General features: G+C 68.3%; 20 protein-coding genes. 17 read left to right on the plus strand and 3 right to left on the minus strand.

What is annotated here, in order from left to right:
* The first annotated feature begins 7 nt into the window (after positions 1–7).
* The 10 genes from BMW85_RS33115 (at position 8) to BMW85_RS33165 (ending at position 6,966) form a co-directional block, all read left to right on the plus strand.
* On the plus strand, positions 8–559 hold the full coding sequence (locus BMW85_RS33115; RefSeq protein ID WP_091089412.1) for a helix-turn-helix domain-containing protein: 552 nt from the start codon (positions 8–10) through the stop codon (positions 557–559).
* Between the two features lie 324 nt (positions 560–883).
* Positions 884–1,309, plus strand: a complete 426-nt coding sequence (locus tag BMW85_RS51465; RefSeq protein WP_245775204.1) for a tyrosine-type recombinase/integrase — start codon at positions 884–886, stop codon at positions 1,307–1,309.
* A complete protein-coding gene (locus tag BMW85_RS33125) occupies positions 1,287–1,883 on the plus strand; it encodes a recombinase family protein (RefSeq protein ID WP_218156035.1) in 597 nt (198 codons plus the stop codon). Before BMW85_RS51465 ends, BMW85_RS33125 begins: the two co-directional genes overlap by 23 nt.
* A 592-nt stretch (positions 1,884–2,475) precedes the next feature.
* The gene (locus BMW85_RS33135) at positions 2,476–2,814 is read left to right on the plus strand and encodes a PadR family transcriptional regulator (protein ID WP_218156036.1); all 339 of its coding nucleotides are present in this window, start codon (positions 2,476–2,478) and stop codon (positions 2,812–2,814) included.
* Positions 2,811–3,818: a permease prefix domain 1-containing protein gene (locus BMW85_RS33140; RefSeq protein ID WP_091089420.1), complete on the plus strand. Its 1,008-nt coding sequence runs from the start codon at positions 2,811–2,813 to the stop codon at positions 3,816–3,818. The genes BMW85_RS33135 and BMW85_RS33140 overlap by 4 nt, the downstream gene beginning before the upstream one ends.
* A 24-nt stretch (positions 3,819–3,842) precedes the next feature.
* Entirely contained in the window at positions 3,843–4,808 is a 966-nt protein-coding gene (locus tag BMW85_RS33145; protein WP_091089422.1) for an NAD(P)-dependent alcohol dehydrogenase, read from the plus strand.
* Between the two features lie 132 nt (positions 4,809–4,940).
* Positions 4,941–5,441, plus strand: coding sequence for an aminotransferase class V-fold PLP-dependent enzyme (locus BMW85_RS50555; protein ID WP_218156037.1), 501 nt, complete (start codon positions 4,941–4,943; stop codon positions 5,439–5,441).
* A gap of 162 nt (positions 5,442–5,603) precedes the next feature.
* Entirely contained in the window at positions 5,604–6,179 is a 576-nt protein-coding gene (locus BMW85_RS50560) for a site-specific integrase (protein WP_218156038.1), read from the plus strand.
* Between the two features lie 32 nt (positions 6,180–6,211).
* Entirely contained in the window at positions 6,212–6,343 is a 132-nt protein-coding gene (locus tag BMW85_RS52115) for a hypothetical protein (RefSeq protein WP_281249631.1), read from the plus strand.
* A 68-nt stretch (positions 6,344–6,411) separates the two neighbouring features.
* Positions 6,412–6,966: a DinB family protein gene (locus tag BMW85_RS33165; protein ID WP_091089424.1), complete on the plus strand. Its 555-nt coding sequence runs from the start codon at positions 6,412–6,414 to the stop codon at positions 6,964–6,966.
* Between the two features lie 180 nt (positions 6,967–7,146).
* Here BMW85_RS33165 and BMW85_RS51470 read toward each other — a convergent pair whose 3' ends face one another.
* Positions 7,147–7,491 (minus strand): abortive infection family protein, encoded by a 345-nt coding sequence (locus BMW85_RS51470; RefSeq protein ID WP_245775205.1) that lies wholly within the window; start codon positions 7,489–7,491, stop codon positions 7,147–7,149.
* A 281-nt stretch (positions 7,492–7,772) separates the two neighbouring features.
* On the opposite strand from BMW85_RS51470, the gene BMW85_RS33175 reads away from it, so the two are divergent.
* Positions 7,773–8,324 (plus strand): TetR/AcrR family transcriptional regulator, encoded by a 552-nt coding sequence (locus tag BMW85_RS33175; RefSeq protein WP_177241009.1) that lies wholly within the window; start codon positions 7,773–7,775, stop codon positions 8,322–8,324.
* A gap of 9 nt (positions 8,325–8,333) precedes the next feature.
* Positions 8,334–8,804, plus strand: coding sequence for a hypothetical protein (locus BMW85_RS33180; protein WP_143082489.1), 471 nt, complete (start codon positions 8,334–8,336; stop codon positions 8,802–8,804).
* Positions 8,805–9,315: 511 nt separating this feature from the next.
* On the opposite strand, the gene BMW85_RS33185 is transcribed toward BMW85_RS33180, so the two are convergent.
* Positions 9,316–10,944 carry a GH39 family glycosyl hydrolase gene (locus tag BMW85_RS33185; RefSeq protein WP_091089431.1) on the minus strand — a complete coding sequence of 543 codons (1,629 nt, stop codon included), beginning with the start codon at positions 10,942–10,944 and terminating at the stop codon, positions 9,316–9,318.
* A gap of 190 nt (positions 10,945–11,134) precedes the next feature.
* Between BMW85_RS33185 and BMW85_RS33190 the strand changes: the two genes are divergently transcribed.
* The 5 genes from BMW85_RS33190 to BMW85_RS33210 all read left to right on the plus strand — a co-directional run bounded on the left by BMW85_RS33190 (position 11,135) and on the right by BMW85_RS33210 (position 16,248).
* Entirely contained in the window at positions 11,135–12,145 is a 1,011-nt protein-coding gene (locus BMW85_RS33190; RefSeq protein WP_245775206.1) for a LacI family DNA-binding transcriptional regulator, read from the plus strand.
* A gap of 177 nt (positions 12,146–12,322) precedes the next feature.
* Positions 12,323–13,594 (plus strand): ABC transporter substrate-binding protein, encoded by a 1,272-nt coding sequence (locus tag BMW85_RS33195; RefSeq protein WP_091089435.1) that lies wholly within the window; start codon positions 12,323–12,325, stop codon positions 13,592–13,594.
* 1 nt (position 13,595) lies between these two features.
* Positions 13,596–14,549, plus strand: a complete 954-nt coding sequence (locus tag BMW85_RS33200) for a carbohydrate ABC transporter permease (RefSeq protein ID WP_091089438.1) — start codon at positions 13,596–13,598, stop codon at positions 14,547–14,549.
* Entirely contained in the window at positions 14,546–15,373 is an 828-nt protein-coding gene (locus tag BMW85_RS33205; protein ID WP_091089440.1) for a carbohydrate ABC transporter permease, read from the plus strand. Before BMW85_RS33200 ends, BMW85_RS33205 begins: the two co-directional genes overlap by 4 nt.
* Before the next feature lie 131 nt (positions 15,374–15,504).
* On the plus strand, positions 15,505–16,248 hold the full coding sequence (locus BMW85_RS33210; RefSeq protein WP_143082490.1) for a carboxypeptidase-like regulatory domain-containing protein: 744 nt from the start codon (positions 15,505–15,507) through the stop codon (positions 16,246–16,248).
* Between the two features lie 348 nt (positions 16,249–16,596).
* On the opposite strand, the gene BMW85_RS33215 is transcribed toward BMW85_RS33210, so the two are convergent.
* Positions 16,597–17,853 (minus strand): MFS transporter, encoded by a 1,257-nt coding sequence (locus BMW85_RS33215; RefSeq protein ID WP_091089445.1) that lies wholly within the window; start codon positions 17,851–17,853, stop codon positions 16,597–16,599.
* Positions 17,854–17,898 lie beyond the last annotated feature (45 nt).

A 17,898-nucleotide genomic window follows, 5' to 3' on the forward strand; every position in this document is an offset into this window, starting at 1 on the left:
TTGCCTCGTGGACACTTTGGAGCTGCTGGCGCATCCGGTGCGGCTACGGATCGTGCACGCGATGCGCGGAGAGCGGGAACTCACCACTGGCCAACTGTGCGCACGGATCCCGGACACCTCGAAGGCCATGGTCTATCGGCACGTCGACCTGCTCGCGGCCAGCGGAATCCTGGAAGTGGCGGGCGAGAGGCGAGTGCGCGGCGCGGTGGAGCGCCGCTACCGGCTACGCCACGACCGAGCCGTCCTCGACGCCGACACACTCACGGCCATGACGCCCGACGACCACCGGCGCGCCTTCGCCACCTCGATGGCCGTCCTGGTCGCAGAATTCAACGCCTACCTCGACCGCGAGGATGCCGACCCGGTGGCGGACCTCATCGGCTACCGGCAGCACGCCGTCTGGCTCACCCGCGGCGAGCTGGAAGAGATGATCAGCGAGTTCCGCCGCGTAATCCTGCCGCTGTTGACCAACCAGCCAACACCTGACCGCACACAGCACCTGCTCAGCCCGATCTTCTTCCCGGTCGAACAGCCACCCACCGACTCCGAATCGGGCTAGATCATCCCAATCAATGTACGTGATAATCCGCGCCGCGATCAGCTCCTGGCTCACCTGGTGCCGCACCATCAAACGCTGGCCCGCACCATCGGTGCCGGCCGAGGCCGAACGCCGCAAGGAAACCCCGGACGAGACCCGGGCCGTGGCCAAGACCACCCTGCACCTGCTACTGGCGCGCCGCGACATCCCGCTACGGGAGAAGACCCTCTGGCGGATGCTCTACAAAACAGCCGCCAGAGCCGCCGAGATCATCGCTCTCAACGTCGAAGACCTCGACTTGGATACCCGGCGTGCCCCCGTCACCTTCAAGGGCGGCGCGACCGAATGGGTGTACTGGGACAGCGGGACCGCCCACCTACTGCCCCGATTGTTGCGCCTGCCGGACGGCACCGCCCGCACCCACGGCCCGCTGTTCTGTCCGAACGCCGCCCGGTCCCCGCCCGCCGCCCGGCCGCCGCCGACATCTGCCCGCACACCGGCCGCGCCCGCCTCGGCTACGACCGCGCCCGCGTCCTGCTGGACAAGTACGCCGGACTCGACCTCCACCAGCTGCGCCACAGCGCCGCCACCCACCTCGGCGAGGCCGAGGTCCCGCTGCAGCTCATCATGGGCAAGACCCGGCACAAGAACCCCCGTACCGCCATGCGCTACGTCAAACCCGGCGCTGAGGCCATCGCCAAGGTCACCGAGGCCTGGCACCCCGCCGCCGTACCCACTGATCAACTGAGTGGCGGCTCGCCGAAGCTATAGGAGTTCCGGGCCGGCACAGCAGGAGCTGGACAGCCAGCTCGACGCTCTGAAGGAGGCGGGCTGCGAACCGATCTTCGCGATGGACTACGCCCGCACGATCAAGCAGGCTGTCCCACATCAGCGTGTGATCGTCACGGTGCACGAGATGAAGCGTCTGGAGCGGGGTGCCGCCGAACTGCTCGCCATCCCTGAGGACCTCCGCCGCCACGACATCGAGCTGGAGTTGCTGAGCGGGCCGCTGCAAGGCATCTACAACCCCTCAGGGCACGGGGCGGCGTTGTTCGCCTTCTTCGCTGGGATGGCCGAGTCCGAGCGGGAGTACATCCGGGAGAAGTCCCTCGAAGGCCAGGCCTCGGCCCGTCAGCGTGGCCGGCACGGCGGCCGTCCGAAGGTGTTCGACAACGACATGATCGCCTACGCGCGGTCGCTGGGCGCCCGCGGTGTGGCGGTACCGGACATCGCGCGCAAACTGGTCATCCCAGCGGGCAAGAACAAGGGCCGGCACCCGTCCGTGGCCAGCGTCTACCGCAGAGGATCCGGGCACCAGGCGGACGCTGTCGCCCGGCTGGGCTGAGGAGAGCGCGCGGGGGTCGGCGGGGGGCGCGTGGTGATAAAGGACGCGGCGTTGCACATCGTCCAGGAGGATCTGCCTGCCGGCCAGGTTGACCAGGACCTGGCTGGTGAGCAGAAGGCCGAACTCCGGGTCGGTGGGCGGCGGGTCTCCGGAGGCACCTCGCGTCATGGTGATCTCCGACCAGGTGGTGCTGACCTTCTCGCCGCGCAGGAGCCGGGCCAGCTGGATGAGTTCGCCGATCTGCTCCGGGGTGCTCTCGTCCATGTCGGGAATGGTCACACGCTGGAAGGTGTGGGCCTGCACGGCGGGCAGCACCTCGGCCAGGGTCGGGCCGACGAGGGAGGACATGGTCAGCCGTACCCGGTCGCGGTCGGGCCCGTTCAACAGGAACCGGAATTCCAAGACGCCGGAGCGGTCGGTTATCCCGACCCCCCTCCATGGCCCGCATGCCAGGTGCTCGGAGGCTTAGCGGGAATTCCCGGCCGAATATGACCAGGGCCCCGAAGTGATGCGCCCTGTCGCGCACCCTGAATGGTTCAGCTTTATGCCGTGCTCGTTGCAATAGTGTGTGCCACACAGTATCGTGTGGCATGTGCACGATGACGATGAGCTGCTTGCCACCCATCTCCAGGAGCTGCGGCGGGGCACCGTCGTCCTGGCCTGCCTGCTCATGCTCGACCGTCCCGACTATGGCTACGCGCTGCTCGACCGCCTCACCCGGGCGGGCCTCGCCGTCGACGCCAACACCCTCTACCCCCTCCTGCGCCGCCTGGAGAAACAGGGTCTGGTGACCAGCGACTGGAACACCGAGGAATCCCGGCCGCGCAAGTTCTACCGCACCAGCGACAGGGGCGCTGCGCTCGCCGCCGCGCTCAGTCGCGACTGGGACGAGCTCGACACCGTACTCCGCTCCCTGAAAGGCGCGTCATGACCACTACTGCCACCACCGACACGCTCACCGACCGCTATGTCGCGGCGGTCCTGCGCCACCTGCCCGGAAGCCGGCGAAGCGGGAGCCGGCGACCCGAGGACCAGCGATCCGAGGACCAGCGGCCCGACATCGACATCGAACGCGAGCTGCGGGCCTCCATCGCCGACGCCGTCGACGATCGGGTGGAGGCCGGCGCCGACCGGGCCGAGGCCGAGTTCGCGGTGCTGACCGAGCTCGGCGACCCGGCGCGGCTGGCGGCTGGTTACGCGGACCGTCCGCTCCAGCTCATCGGCCCCGCGCTCTACCTCGACTACACGCGATTACTGACCGCACTGCTCGTGACCATCGTGCCCGCCGTGGCCGTGGCGGTGGGGCTCGTGAAGGGACTGCGCGGGGCGGGCGCGCTCGACCTGATCGGCGAGACCCTCGGTGCGGCGCTCACCACCGCCGCGCACCTGGTCTGCTGGACCACGCTGCTGTTCGTGACCATCGAACGCGCCGCGGGACGCCGCACGCCCGCCAGGCGCTGGACGCCCGACGCGCTCCCCGAGCCGCCCACCCGCCGCGCCCGCTACGGCGAGCTGATCATCTACACCGTGGCGATGGTGCTGTTCACCACCCTCATCCTGCTCTCCCCGGTGATCAGCACCGAGACCGACGCGCACGGCGCCCCCATCGGCGTGTTCGCGCCGTGGCTGTGGCAGACCGGCTTCGTGTACGCGTTCATCGCCCTGGTGACCCTGAACCTCGCCGTCGCCTACGCCAAGCACTACGCCCGGTGGAGCGTTCCGCTGGCCGTGGCCGGGACACTGGTCGAGATCGCCTGCCCGATCGCGCTGCTCTGGCTCGCCGCCGGTGACCGGGTGCTCAACCCCGGCTTCACCCAGGCCGCCGCCTGGCCGCAGAGCGCGACCACCTGGATCAACACCGCGCTCATCGTCGTGTCCGCCCTCACGATCGTCTTCGCCGTCATCGACGGCATCGCCCGAGCCACGCGTCGCTGAACCCACACGAATCAGGAGACCGGCATGAAAGCGATCGTCTATCAGGAGTACGGCTCGCCCGACGTCGTGCGTCACGCCGACGTCGACCGTCCCGCCCCGGCCGCGGGTGAGGTGCTGGTCCGGGTGCGCGCCGCCGCGCTCAACCACGCCGACCTGCTCACCCTGCGCGGCACGCCGTTCCTGCTGCGCCTGGCGTTCGGGGTGCGGCGGCCGAAGGCCACCGTCCTGGGACGCGCCGTCGCGGGCACGGTGGCGGAGATCGGCCCGGACGTCAAGGACCTCCAGGTCGGCGACGAGGTCTTCGGCGAGGCGGCCCAGCGCGGCTTCGCCGAATACGTCGCGATCCCGGCGAAACGACTGGCCAGGAAGCCGGAGCAGGTGACGTTCGAGCAGGCGGCCACCTTACCCGTGGCCGGGATCACAGCCTTGCAGGCGCTGCGGCTCGGCGCCGCGCGCCCCGGCACGACGGTGCTGGTCAACGGTGCCTCCGGCGGGGTCGGCACGTTCACCGTGCAGCTCGCCAAGGCGCTCGGCGCCGAGGTCACCGGCGTGTGCAGCACCCGCAACGCCGAGCTGGTGCGCTCGCTCGGCGCCGACCACGTGATCGACTACACCCGCGAGGATTTCACCCGGGATACACGCCGCTTCGACGTCCTGATCGACATGGTCGGCAACCACCCGATCTCGGCGCTGCGCCGGCTCCTCGCCCCCGGCGGCATCTACATCGCCTCCAACAGCGCGGGTGGGCCGGTGCTCGGGCCCATTCCCCGGCTGCTGGCCACGGTCGCACAGACGCCGTTCGTCCGGCAGCGGCTCCGCGTCCTGACCTCCCGGAGCACCGCCGAGGACCTGCGGACGCTCGCCGGCTTCGTCGCCGACGGCAAGGTGACACCGGTGATCGAACGCACGTATCCGCTCAGCGAGACCGCCGACGCCCTCCGGCTCCTGGAGCGGGAGCACGCCCGCGGCAAGATCGTCCTTCTGGCGTAGGACGAGGAGGCCGGGTGCCCAGGGCCCGGGGCCTGGACGAAAGTACGAGATCGCGGTCGGCCGAGGGGCTCGAATCCGACGCTCTCCCGCATGTCAGGTGCTCGGCGGCTTAGCGGGAATTCCCGGCCGAATATGACCAGGGCTCCGGTGGATCCGGCCGCGCTGGCCGCCGCGCTGGAGGAGGAGACGGTGCCGGTGTCGGTGATGGCCGCCAACAACGAGACCGGCGCCCTGCAGCCGCTCTCCGACCTCGCGGCCCTGGCGCACGAGCACGGGGCGCTGCCGCACTGCCACGCCGCCCAAGCCGTCGGCAAGATCACGGTGGACGTCGAGGCGCTCGGCGTGGACCTGCTGACCGTGGTCGGGCACAAGATGTACGCGCCCAAGGGCATCGCCGCCCTCTACGTTTGCGACGGAGTGAAGCCGGAGCCGGTCGTCCACGGCGGCGGCCAGGAACGCGGCCTGCGACGCCACTCGACTCGGATTCGCGATCTTGCTGAAGTTCTACACGCAGCACGGCCGGTTCCCGCGCGGCCGTTCAGAGTTGCCGGACGACGTGGTGGAGCACGTGACCAAGCAGGTCCGGGTTCCTGCCTCGGAGTTCGGTTTCTAGGGGGGGGGCAGCCCACATAAGCCCAAAACCCACATTGGGATGATCTTGAAGCGGAGATCGGCAAGCGTTCACGCTGGTTGAGGTCGAATGCTGCTACGGATAATGCCCTATTATCTGGCGCATCGTTGATCGCGACCTGCGGCGACGGTTCCGCGCCGCTACGCGAAGCGGCCCTGTCATCTGTGGCAAGGGGGAAGCGGTGGCCGCCGCCGCACACGGTGCGGAACTACGCGATCGGGGTCGGCAAGACCGCCGAACGGGTCGGCGAGGGCCGGCCGCTCGGGCAGGTCGCGGACGACGAGCTCGGCGAGGCCCTCGAAGCGTTGTCGGACTCGACGGCGGTGAACACCTGGAACGCCCGCCGGGCGGCGGTGCTGTCCTGGCTCGCCTGGTGTGCCGAGCGTGGCTTCGACGGCCCGGAGGTGCCGGCCTGGGCCAAGCGCTTGACCCCGCCGGACTCCGAGACGCCGGCGCGCTCGAACATGGCGATCGACCGACTGATCGCCCGCCGCGAGGTGCACCTGCGGGAGAAGTGCTTCTACCGGATGCTGTACGAGACCGTGGCGCGGGCGGAGGAGATCCTGCTGCTGAATATCGAGGACCTGGACTTCGCCGGCCGCCGCGCGCTGGTGAAGGCCAGAGGCGCGCAGTCAAGGCCCGCCGCCGCGGCCAGGCCCGCGCCCTGCTGGACGAGCACACCGCGCTGCACGGAGCGGGCACAGGCTGGGATCTGCACGAGTTCCGGCACTCCGGTCTGACCCACCTCAGGGAGCAGGGGGCGAGCCTGCTGATGTTGATGGCCAAGTCGCGGCACAAGAAGGCAGAGAACGTCCGCCGCTACTTCAAGCCGTCGCCGGACGCCATCGCCGAACTCACCAGCCTGCTCGCACCCGGCGACACACGCCGAGGCGGCGGCACGTGACCGAGTCGGCCAACCCGTCGACCCTGATCATCCCGACCGACCCGAAACCACCGAGCCCTGGAGTTGACATGGCTGACATGATCGTGCCCGACCCCGTCACGCGGGACATTCTCGCAGCCTTCGAAAACGTGCGCTACCAGCTGTTCGGGCGCCTGGAGGGCCTGACCGACGCCGAGTACCACTGGGAGCCGGTCGGCGACTGCATCGGCATCCGCCCCGGGGACGACGGCCTCTTCCGCGTCGCCACGCTCTTTCCGGAATCGAGTCCGGACGCGCCGGACCCCGTCACGACGATCGCCTGGCGCATCTGGCACATCGGCAACCTCTGCCTGCGAGGCTACGTGATCTACCTCTTCGACGACGTTCCCGACTACGGCGACCGCGATGTGTGGCCGGGCACCGCCAAAGAGGGCATCCAGGCGCTCGCCGAGGACTGGGAGCACTTCATCTCCCGTATCGCAGCCCTCGGCGACAAGCGCCTGTTGGCGCCGATAGGCATGGGCCCCGGCGGTTGGGCCGATGAGACCTATCTGAAGCTCGCGCTGCACGCTCTGAAAGAGGTCACACATCACGGCGGCGAGATCGGCCTGCTGCGCGACCTGTACCTGCGCGAAGGCGTCTGATTTCGGCGGTGGGCGACCTTGTCCGGCGGCCGTGTGCCGCCAGACAACGGCCGGGGTCGGCGGCTATCTCCCTGTGATCTTCTTCTGGCCCATCGGCTCCGGCAGCGACAGGAACGGCCGCACCGTGGAAAAGCGGCCCACCAGCCGGCACCAAGATCGGCGAGAGCGCCGTGCCTATGTTCAGCCTTGCCCCCGCCGCCCGAAACGCCAGCCCGATGGCGGCTTTCGCCACGGAGCGTCGGGATCAGCCAGCGTTTCGAGAATGAGCTCGCACCCCGTGATGGCCGCGTTGGCTGCAAGATGAGCGTGCCGGGGCCGCAGCCCGTGCCGGGCGCGGGCGGGCCCGTGGCCGGTGCCGTAGCCGCGGTTGCGTAGTTCGGCGACACCTATGGCGATGGCGCTGGCGCTGCCCAAGATTTTCTTGACGGCGTCGGTGCCGTCTGGGCTGGCGGCCTTGTTCGGCTGGAGGAGCAGTGCCTTTTGCGCTTCGCGGATGAGTTCCTGGATGTCGGCGCGCGGGTCCACGGTGTGGCCGAGTTCGTGCAGGACCAGCTTGGCGGTGCTTTCGATGAGTTGATGGCGGTGGCGTCGGTGAGATTCGCTAACGCGCCAGGGCGGATACCGACTCCGACGCGGGCGATGTGTCCGTTGTCGTCGATTGTGTAGCCATCGCGTCCCAGTTCGCGGCGCGCGCGATGGTAGACGCTCTCGTTGGCCGGATCGACACCGCACAGGCATGGACGGGCCAGGCTTGCACCTCTGATCTAACAGTGTTAGATTGCCTAACACCGTTAGATGAGGTGGACATGCCCCCACGCCCCCTGAGCGCCGCGCTGATCCTGGAGACGGCGCTGGACATCCTCGACCAGGAAGGCGATGCCGGGCTGTCGATGCGCGTCCTCGCGGCCCGCCTCGATGTCAAGGCGGCTTCGCTCTACTACCACGTGCGCAACAAGGACACCCTGCTCCAGGCGATCGCCGACCGAGTCGCTCATGAGCTGCATGGCGACGCCGACCTCACCGTCCCATGGCGGGAGATGCTCACCACGATGGCCGTGCGCCTGCGCGACATCTTGCGTACGCATCCCGGTGCCGCCGCCGTGGTCGCCACGAAGAACGTCTCGCCACAGCTCGCACAGCAGATCGCCGACCGCCTCGGGCCGCCCCTGGCCGCCAGCCTGAACACCACGGCAGAACGGGCGCTGCTGCTGGCCCAGTCCCTCTTCGTCCTCGTCGCCGGGCTGGCACTGGCCGAGTTCGGCGATGTACCCCACGAGCCCGCCGCTCCCCGCGCGTACTACGACGCGTGGTTCGACCTCGCCGTCGGCACCTTCCTCGACGGCATCGACACTCCCTAGGAGACTCCGATGTTTGCTGCCGCGCTCACGCTTGTGCTGCTGGCCGTCGTCTACTTCGTGCTGACGACGCTGGTCGACCTCGCCCCGCTCAACAACGTCACCGCGGCCACCCGCCATGAGAAGACCATCGAGGTCACGGTCAACGCGCCCGTCATGACGCTACCCGCCGTCCTCATGCTTGCCGCGGCCGCGATGCACACCCCCATCCCCGCGTATGCCGCCGCCGGCCTCGAGATACTCATCGTTGTCGGCGGACTGGCCCTGTGGTGGCTGCCCTACCTGGCCGGCGTCACCGTTCCGTGGGCGACCGCCGGCACCGGCGAGACCTGGGCCCAACTGCACGCCCGCACGTATGCCAAGACGATCATCGTGCTGCCCCTCATCGGTGACCGGCCCCGGCCCAATCTTGAACACATGATCCTGCACGCGCTGCTCCTCGCCGCAGCCACGGTCACGTTGGTGTACGCGTTGAGCATCTGAGAGGGGACGGCCGTCGCCGTGTGACCCGAACACTTCAGACCGCGATGTGTCACTGGAGTGCCAGGCGTCCGGCGAGGCCAAGCGGCCACCCTGTATCGCAACCTGGTCAAGGAACGCATGGCCATGCGCGATGTGGTCACCCTGTCGGTCATGGTCAAGGGCGGCGACTGGGCCTACGGCTGCGCGCCGCGCGGGCCCTGCGGCATCTGGGGGTCTCGGCATGACCGACGGGCGGGAAGTGCAGGCCCAGGTGGTTGCTGCTCTAGCACAACGCACGGTGGGACGGGTCAGAACGGGGGGGCCGGCGGCGAACAGGCAGGATCGGGCACGGCCAGATCGAGGCGGGGACCCCGAGCCCACAGGGCCGAGCCGAGACAAGAGCATCGACGGCGGCGGGTTGACGAAGGTCTGGCCGCCGGAGATGCCGGTGAGCAGGCCGCGCAGCACGATCAGCATGCCGAGAGTGCGTCACGGCGCTGAGGTCTGCGCTGGCCTGCCTGGCGCGTGAGCGTCAGGACGACTGCCTCAGCGACATCACGCCCCAGGGGGCGAGCTCGACATCGAGGTCCAGAACGCCCGTGCCGGACACGGTCAGCGTGAACCTGAGGAGCGAGTCCCCGACCCTGCGCAGGTGCTCGCTCTCGGCGCGGGACGGGTTGAGGGGAGAGCCGAGCCGGTACCAGGCCTCGGCCGCGTTCCCGTGTTCCCAGTCCATGATCTCGACGAGGAAGGTGGTGCCGGGCTCCAAGCCGCCGATCGCGTGGCGGATCCTGCGGCTCGGCCCCACTTCGGCCAGCGCGCGGGTCGCGGCATAAGAGCCCTGCGAGCTGAGACCTCTCAAGGCCATGTCCTCGGGGTAGTTGAAGAACACCGCCGACACGGCCGACGTCCGGCTGTCCCGGGTCACGACACCGTCGGGCGTGGCGAGGAGCAGCCGGTCGCCGAGCCGTCCCAGCATCGTGAACGCGTGGAAGGCCGGTTTGTGGATGCCGGCCTCGTTCACCAGGCCGAACCCGCCGTGGAACGGGCCGATCCCGGCGCCGCCCTCCTCGAAGACGTCGGTGAAGGCCCAGTAGGAGATCGAGTCGGCGAGGGTGGCGCACTTCAGGTACGACCGGGTGATGTAGGTCGCCGCGAACAGCGTGTCGTGGATGAAGTCGCGGCCCGACGGCGACGTCGACCACTCGGTGACGTGGATTTCCGCATCGGGATACGCGCTGTCCTTCACGAGCTCGCCGAGCAGGGTCAGGTCGTCGAAGGTCGCGTCGGCGTACCGGGTGATCTGCACCGCCTCGCCGTCGGCGCCGAAGGCGTAGTCCGTAGGGTAGGTGTGGGTCGAGATGAAGTCGATCGGCAGCTCGCGCTCCGCGCACCAGGAGATGAAGTCCTCGATCCACACCGGGCGCCAGTCGAGCGCGTCCACGTCGGCGGCGGTGGCCGTCGCGAGCATCGCGGAGCGGTCCTCGGTCTCGCCCTTGTAGCGGTCGTCGGGAACGAAGACACTCGTCGCGGGCCCGCCCACCCGCAACGCGGGATCGATCGTCTTGATCGCCCGGACGGTCTGCTCGTAGAGCTCGAAGTACTCGGTCTTGGTCCCGGTCCAGAAATGCGGGACGAGGTTCGGCTCGTTCCACACCTCGAAGCGCCACTCCCGCACCTCGTCGAGGCCGTACCGGTCGATCCAGTGCTCGATCGACCTCGTCACCAGCTCGACCCAGCGCGCCGCGTCTTTGGGCGGGCTGCAGTGAGCGCCCCACCAGAACAGCGTCTCGGTCACCGTCGCCAGATCGCGCGGCATGAAGCCCAGCTCGACGAACGGTCGGGCCCCGCACTCCAGGATGAAGTCGAACACCTTGTCGACGTAGCTGAACGTGTACACGGGCGAGGCGAGGGTCGCGTCCTCGCCGAAACCGCCGCCGTACCGCTCCCGGTACACGAACATGTCGTCATGAAAGATGCCGTGAAAACGGACGTACCGGAATCCGGCGGCGGCGACCGCTTCAGCGAACTGCCGCTGCCAGTCCGCGCGCAGCGCCTCGTTGGCCCGCCCGGCGCCGACACACCGGCTCCAGACGTGCGGGAGCACGCTCTCGTCGCGTGCCTCTCCGTCGATGCGGATCGAGGATCTGCAAGCGTCCATGGTCTCAACCCTCGCGTTGAGTTCCGAAAATATTTCGCAACTTGTTCGGTGCTGCGAGGACAGTAGGTGCCGCATCTGCGCCCTGTCAACGCATGCAACTGGAGAAAAGGGGTTCGTGGTACGTTCGAAAGAGTTTCGAGCCCCGGGAGGGAACCCCATGCGATCGCGAGGTCGTTCTGACCGCGTCACCTTGGCGGATGTCGCACGGACGGCCGGAGTCTCCCTGGCGACCGCTTCGAAAGTGCTCAACGGCCGCAGCGACGTCGGGCCGAGGACGCGCGAGCTCGTCCTGGAGGCCATGGCCGAGATCGGCTACATGCCGACAGCGGCGCGGCACGAGCAGACCAGGGGCCGCACCCTCGTCACCGTGCTCGACATCGTCGAGTCCCGTTACGCCGGGACGGTGCTTCAAGGCATCCTCGTGGCCGCGACCTCCGCGCAGGCCGAGCTGCTCCTCCGCCTGCCGTCCGACGGTGCGGCCGCCACGAGCCCCACGGCGGCCCGCGCCTGGATGGAGAGGGAGAAGGCGTCCGGCGTCGTCGGCATCATCGCGCTCGCCGTCGCCGTACCAGGCTCGCTGCTGCTGGCCGCGGAGGAGCTCATGGTCCCCGTCGTCACGATCGACCCGATCGACACCTCCGAGTCGCGCCTCGTCAGCATCGGCTCCACGAACTGGGCGGGCGGCCGCTCGGCGACCGAGCACGTCATCACGCTCGGCCACCGCAGGATCGGCTGGATCGGCGGCCCGCTCGGCTCCGCCCCCTCCCTGGAGCGCTTCCACGGATACCAGGCCGCGCTCAGCTCGGCCGGCATCGCGCCGGACGGCGCGCTGATCCGCCATGAGGCCTTCTCCGTCGAGGCGGGGCATCGGCACGGGCGCGACCTCCTCGCGCTCGACGAGCGTCCGACCGCGATCGTCGCGGGCAACGACGAGATCGCCCTCGGGGTCCTCGCCGCGGCGAAGGACTTCGGCATCTCCGTGCCGGGGGAGCTGTCGGTCACCGGTTTCGACGACACGCCGCAGACCGAGTGGACCACGCCCAAGCTCACCTCCGTCCGGCAGCCTCTGGTCGGCATGGGCCGGATGGCCGTCGAGACCGTCCTCGGCATGGCCGACGGCGTCCAGCCCGCCTCCCGGCACCTCCAGCTGGCGACCACCCTCAGCGTCCGCGAGTCGACGGGCCCCGTCCCGCGGTCCTGACCCGGGTTCGGGTCCTCGGCCTTTCACCGTTACGGCGTACTTTCACAGAGGTTCTTGACGAATTTCGAGCTTCAAGAATATGGTCCGGCAGCAACGATCGAAACTATTACGAAAAAGTTTCGGAATCGTGCCGCCTGTCCCCTCCCGCCGCTCCCGACCTCCAGGGGGAGATCGCCTGTGAAGCTCCGTAGAACCACCCCGGTCGTGCTCGCCGCGGCTCTCGCTCTGACCGCCGCCTGCGGAGGCGGTGGCGGCTCGGCCCAGCCCTCGGGCGACGGCAAATCGTTCGAGTTCTGGTCGTTCAGCGGCATCAACCAGAAGAAGACCGTCGAGGACTTTCAGAAGGCCAATCCGGGCGTGCAGGTGAAGCTCACCGAGGTGGGCGGCTCGACGGAGACCGCGCAGGCGCTCACCACGGCACTGGCCGGGGGCAAGGTGCCCGACCTGGTGCTCATCCAGGGTGATGACCTGCCCAAGTTCGTCCAGCAGCCGCAGAACTTCCAGGACCTGCGCCAGTACGGCGCCGACAAGATCAAGAGCGACTACCTGGACTGGGTGATCAGCCAGTCCACGGCCAGGTCCGGGGAGATCATCGGCATTCCCACCGACGTCGGCGGCATGGCCGTCGCCTACCGGACCGACCTGTTCAAGCAGGCCGGCCTGCCCACCGACCGGGACGAGGTGAGCAAGCTCTGGCCGACCTGGGACGCCTTCATCGAGACCGGCAAGAAGTACACCGCCGCGACCGGCAAGGCGTTCGTCGACAACGCCGCCACCAGCGTCTTCTACCAGGCCGTCAACCAGGGGCCGCAGAAGTACTACGACCCCTCCGGCAATGTCGTCTACGCCACCAGCCCCCAGGTCAAGACGGCGTTCGACCTGGCGATCAAGACGGCGCAGTCCGGGATCACCGCCAGGCTGAGCTCCTTCGAGGACGGCTGGAGCGCGGCGATGAGCAAGGGCGACTACGCCGTCATCTCCGCGCCGTCGTGGTTGCTCGAACAGATCCGCAACAACGCCCCCGACACCAAGGGCAAGTGGGACGTCGCCAAGATCCCCGGCGGCGCCGGCAACTGGGGCGGCAGCTACCTGGCCATTCCCAAGGGAGCGGCCAACCCCAAGGCGGCCTGGGACTACATCTCCAAGACCCAGTCGCCGCAGGGCCAGCTCGATCATTTCGTCGACTCCGGCGCGTTGCCCACCACCCCGTCCGCCTACCAGGACCCGAAGCTCCTCGGCCGCAAGGACCCGTTCTTCTCCGACGCGCCGACCGGGAAGATCTACACCGAGTCGCTGCTCGGGCTCAAGCCCTTCCTCATCGGCCCGGACAGCGCCGCCATCGGCCAGGAGTTCCTGAACGCGATCACCAACGTCGAACAGGGCAAGGGCGATCCGGCCAAGGCGTGGGACACGGCACTGGCCAACATCAAGACCTCGATCGGCAAGTGACGTGACGACGACGGTCAGCCCGCCGCAGGCACGGCCCGAGTCCGAGTCCGAGACGCAGGTGCGGCAGAACTGGTCCGAGCGGCTGGCGCCGTACGCCTACATCGCCCCGTTCTTCCTCATCTTCGCGATCTTCGGCCTCGTCCCGCTGCTGTTCACGTTCTACGTCGCGCTGTTCGACTGGAACCCCATCGGTGAGCACGTCTTCGTCGGCTTCGACAACTTCAACCGGCTGCTGGGCGACACCCGGTTCTGGAACGCGGCCTGGAACACGATCAGCATCTGGCTGCTGTCCACCGTGCCGCAGCTCCTGGTCGCGCTCGTGCTGGCGCACCTGCTCAACCATGCGCGGCTGCGGCTCGCGTTGTTCTGGCGGATGTCGATGCTGGTGCCGTACATCACCTCGGTGGCGGCCACCACGATCGTCTTCGCCCAGATGTTCGATCGCGACTACGGCCTGCTCAACTGGTTGCTCGGGCTCGTCGGCGTCGAGCCGATCAACTTCCTGCAGTCGGGGTGGGGGAGCCACGCCATGATCGCCGTGATGGTGGCCTGGCGCTGGTTCGGCTACACCACCCTGCTCTACCTGGCCTCGCTGCAGGCCGTTCCGCGGACGATCTACGAGGCCGCGGCGGTGGACGGCGCGGGCGCCTGGAAACAGTTCCGGCACATCTCCATCCCGTCGCTGCGCCCGGTCATCGTGTTCACGATCGTCACCTCCACCATCGGCGGCCTGCAGATCTTCACCGAGCCGCTGCTCGTCACCACCACCTCGCCGCTGACCTGCGGGTCCGCCCGGCAGTGCCAGACGCTCACGCTCTTCCTGTACGAGCAGGGCTTCGGCCAGTTCCAGTTCGGCTACGGCTCCGCCATCGGCGTGGCCCTGTTCGTACTGATCATCGCCATCGCTTCGCTCAACTACGTCCTGTCCACGCGAATCCGCCCGGAGCGAGGATGAAGAAGGCCGACAGGGTCCGCTGGTGGACCTATCTGCTGCTCGCGGTGGCCACGCTGGCCTGCGTGTTCCCGCTGTACTGGATGTTCGTGGTGGCCACGACGGACACCGCGGTCGCCACCCGGATGCCGCCGGAGATCATCCCCGGCGAGAACTTCTTCCACCTGGCCGGGCTGGTGTTCTCGACCGTGCCGTTCGTCCGCTCGATCATCAACAGCGTCATCGTGGCCGGCTCGATCGGCGTGGGGCACGCCGTGCTGTGCTCGCTCGCCGGGTTCGCCTTCGCCAAGCTGCGCTTCCGCGGCCGGAACGCGCTGTTCCTCGTCGTCGTGCTGACCATGACCGTGCCGACCCAGCTCGCCGTCATCCCGCAATACATGATCATCTCCTCGCTGGGATGGGTGGACACGTTGCAGGCGCTCATCGTGCCGGGGCTGGCCAGCGCGTTCGGCATCTTCTGGATGCGCCAGCACCTGTCCACCACCATCAGTGACGAGATCCTCCAGGCCGCGCGCATCGACGGGGCGACCACCTGGCAGATCTTCTGGCGGATCGCGTTCCCGCTGGTGCGGCCGGCCGCGTTCGTGCTGGGGCTGCTCGGGTTCGTCACCGCCTGGAACGACTTCTTGTGGCCGTTCATCGTCCTGAAGTCACCCGAGATGTACACCGCTCAGATCGCGATCAAGGCGCTGCAGAACAACTATGTGGTCGACCTGGGCCTGGCCATGTCGGGCTCGTTCCTGGCCACGCTGCCGCTGCTCGTGTTGTTCGTCTTCGTCGGCAGGCGCATGGTCGCCGGGATCATGGACGGTGCCTTCAAGGGCTGAAGGGGCGGGCCGCGGCCGCCGTGGCGCGCCGGCGCCTCATCAGCCATGGCGGAACGTTGTCGATCAAGACCGACAAATCCCGATGTCAACTCCAAGTGACCTGCAAGACGTTGATCTTAACGTTCTGCGACATGGGAAGACGGCTGATGATCTGCGTCCTGCTGATGACCCTCACCGGGTGCGGGACCACTAACGAAGGTCAGGTGACCATGGGCGACATCGAACCCGGCGTGCTGAAGGGGCGGGTGGTCGACGCGGCGGGCAGCCCCATCGAGGGTGCCGAGGTCGTCGCCGACAACCAGTTGCTCTACAACAGCAACGCGGTCATAAGAACGGACAGCGACGGCTTCTACCGGCTCGACACGGACGTCAGGGCGACCTTCCACGCGACGGCGAGCGTGACCAAGCAGTACAACGGCCAGGACTACACCCTGAGCCTGGCACCCGACGACGACGCCACCTTCGCCGGCCCGACCGGCGCGATCAGGAACTTCACCTGGAAACTCTCGGGCAAAAAGCCCGACGATCTCGGTTTCTACGGCGGCAAGGTGCTCTTCAACTTCGGCATCACCGATTACCTCGACACGTTTCCGGAGGACGAGAAAGTACAACTCACTCTCACTCCGGAGGGCCCCTTGATCGACGGTTCCGAAGGCTCCCTGATCGTCGGGATGGCGACGCGAAACGGAGACGGCTCCGGCCTGGAGGACGTCCCCATCGGCCGTTATCGAATCACGGCCGACTACGAGGGCCGCCCACTCGCCGTGAAGCTCCGCAAGGGCGGTGACTACGCGAGGGACGTCGTCGCCGACTTCGCCCCCATCATGACCGGCATCTACTTCATCGAGCTGGAACTCGCACTCCCTCGCGCGTGACAGCCGACTGAGCCGGACCTGACCCCGTCGCGCGACAGCCAGGTCACTGTGTCACCGACGCCAGTGTGGCAACCCAGCCGGCCCGGCGCCGACACCCCGGCCCTGTTCCTCAACCGCCGCGGGGCCGTCTGTCCACCCGTGCCGTCGACCAGCTCATGGACGAGCTCGAAGCGGGCGCCCTCGCCCTGCCCATCCAAGCCGACCTGGAAGACGCCGCAGTCACCTCCCCACCGACCAGTAGGGCACCGCCGACCTGGGCGGACTCAATCGCGTGTACCTGGTTGCACGAGTCTTATCGGCACCCCGTTGAGGACGACCGTTGCTCAGGATGAGAACGGCTGCGTGCAGTCAGGCGTCCACGGGAGCGGCCTCGGCTTGGGAAGCGTGCGTGGCGCGGGCGGCGGCGATGGTGGCCCGGCCCGAGGGCAGACGGGTCGCGATCGCGATCACGGCGATGGCGGCCAGCCCCGCGGCGATCAGCAGGACCTGCACGCTGACCACGTCGGCCAGCGGGCCGAACACGGCCATGCCGACGGGAGTGGCCAGCGCCATCACGATACCGAGGTAACTGAACACGCGTCCGTGCATGGCCGGTTCGACGGTCTCCTGGATCAGCGTCGTGAACGGGGTCGAGAACGGCGGCACCAGCAGTCCGAACACGAACATGAAGCCGTAGAAGACCCACAGGTTGCCGCTCAGCCCGAGCGCCACGGTCGCGAGCCCGAAGCCGTAGACGGCGACAAGGATCAGCCCTATCCGGCTGCGGTTGGCCAGCACCGTGGACATCAGGACGCCGCCGAGCAACATGCCCAGGCTGAAGGCGATCTCCAGTGCCGCCAGCATCCACTCCTCGGTGCCGAAACTGCGCGCGACCATCAGTGGCGTGACGAACGAGGGCGCCACGGTGAGCAGGAAGATGACGGCGTACACGATGAGCAGCCAGCGCACGATGGGCTGGGTACGGACGTATCGCATCCCATCGACCAGATCCTGCCGGTAGGAGACGCGGGCCTCGGCCGCGCGCTCCAGCCTCGGTACGGCGACCAGGGCGAGCAGCCCGATCCCGATCACCGCCGTGACCACGTCCAGGAAGAAGACGGAGGCGAGACCGAAGGAGGCGAAGATCGCAGCAGCGACGGCAGGGGCGAGCAGCGCCATCGCGGAGTGGATGGTCTGGAAGATCCCGTTGACGCGCATCAGATGCTCACCCGGCACGATCTGCGGGATCATCGCCTGTACGGCGGGCGTCTGCACCCCGGCTCCCAGCGACCGGACCGCCACGGCCAGCAGAACGATCCACAGGTCGGTCACGCCGTTGGCCATGAGCAGGCCGAGCACCAGCGTCGCCAGGGCGATGGCGCCGTCGGCGACCATGACCAGCACCCGGCGGTTCATCCGGTCGGCGAGCACCCCACCGAAGATCGACACCACGCCCTGGGGCAGGAAGGCGGCCACCGCGTAGAGTGCCACCGCCAGCCCGGAGCGGGTCTGCAGTGTCACCCACCACATCACCGCGTACTGCGCGATCATCGAGCCGAACAACGACACGGTCTGCCCGGTCAGGAACCAGGCGACGTTACGCCGCCAGCGGGTGGTCGTGGTCATCTGATCTTTTCTCCGCTCGCGCTGGACGTGGTCGGTCGCCGGACA

This window comes from Nonomuraea wenchangensis (genome assembly GCF_900111685.1).
Lineage (GTDB): Bacteria > Actinomycetota > Actinomycetes > Streptosporangiales > Streptosporangiaceae > Nonomuraea > Nonomuraea wenchangensis.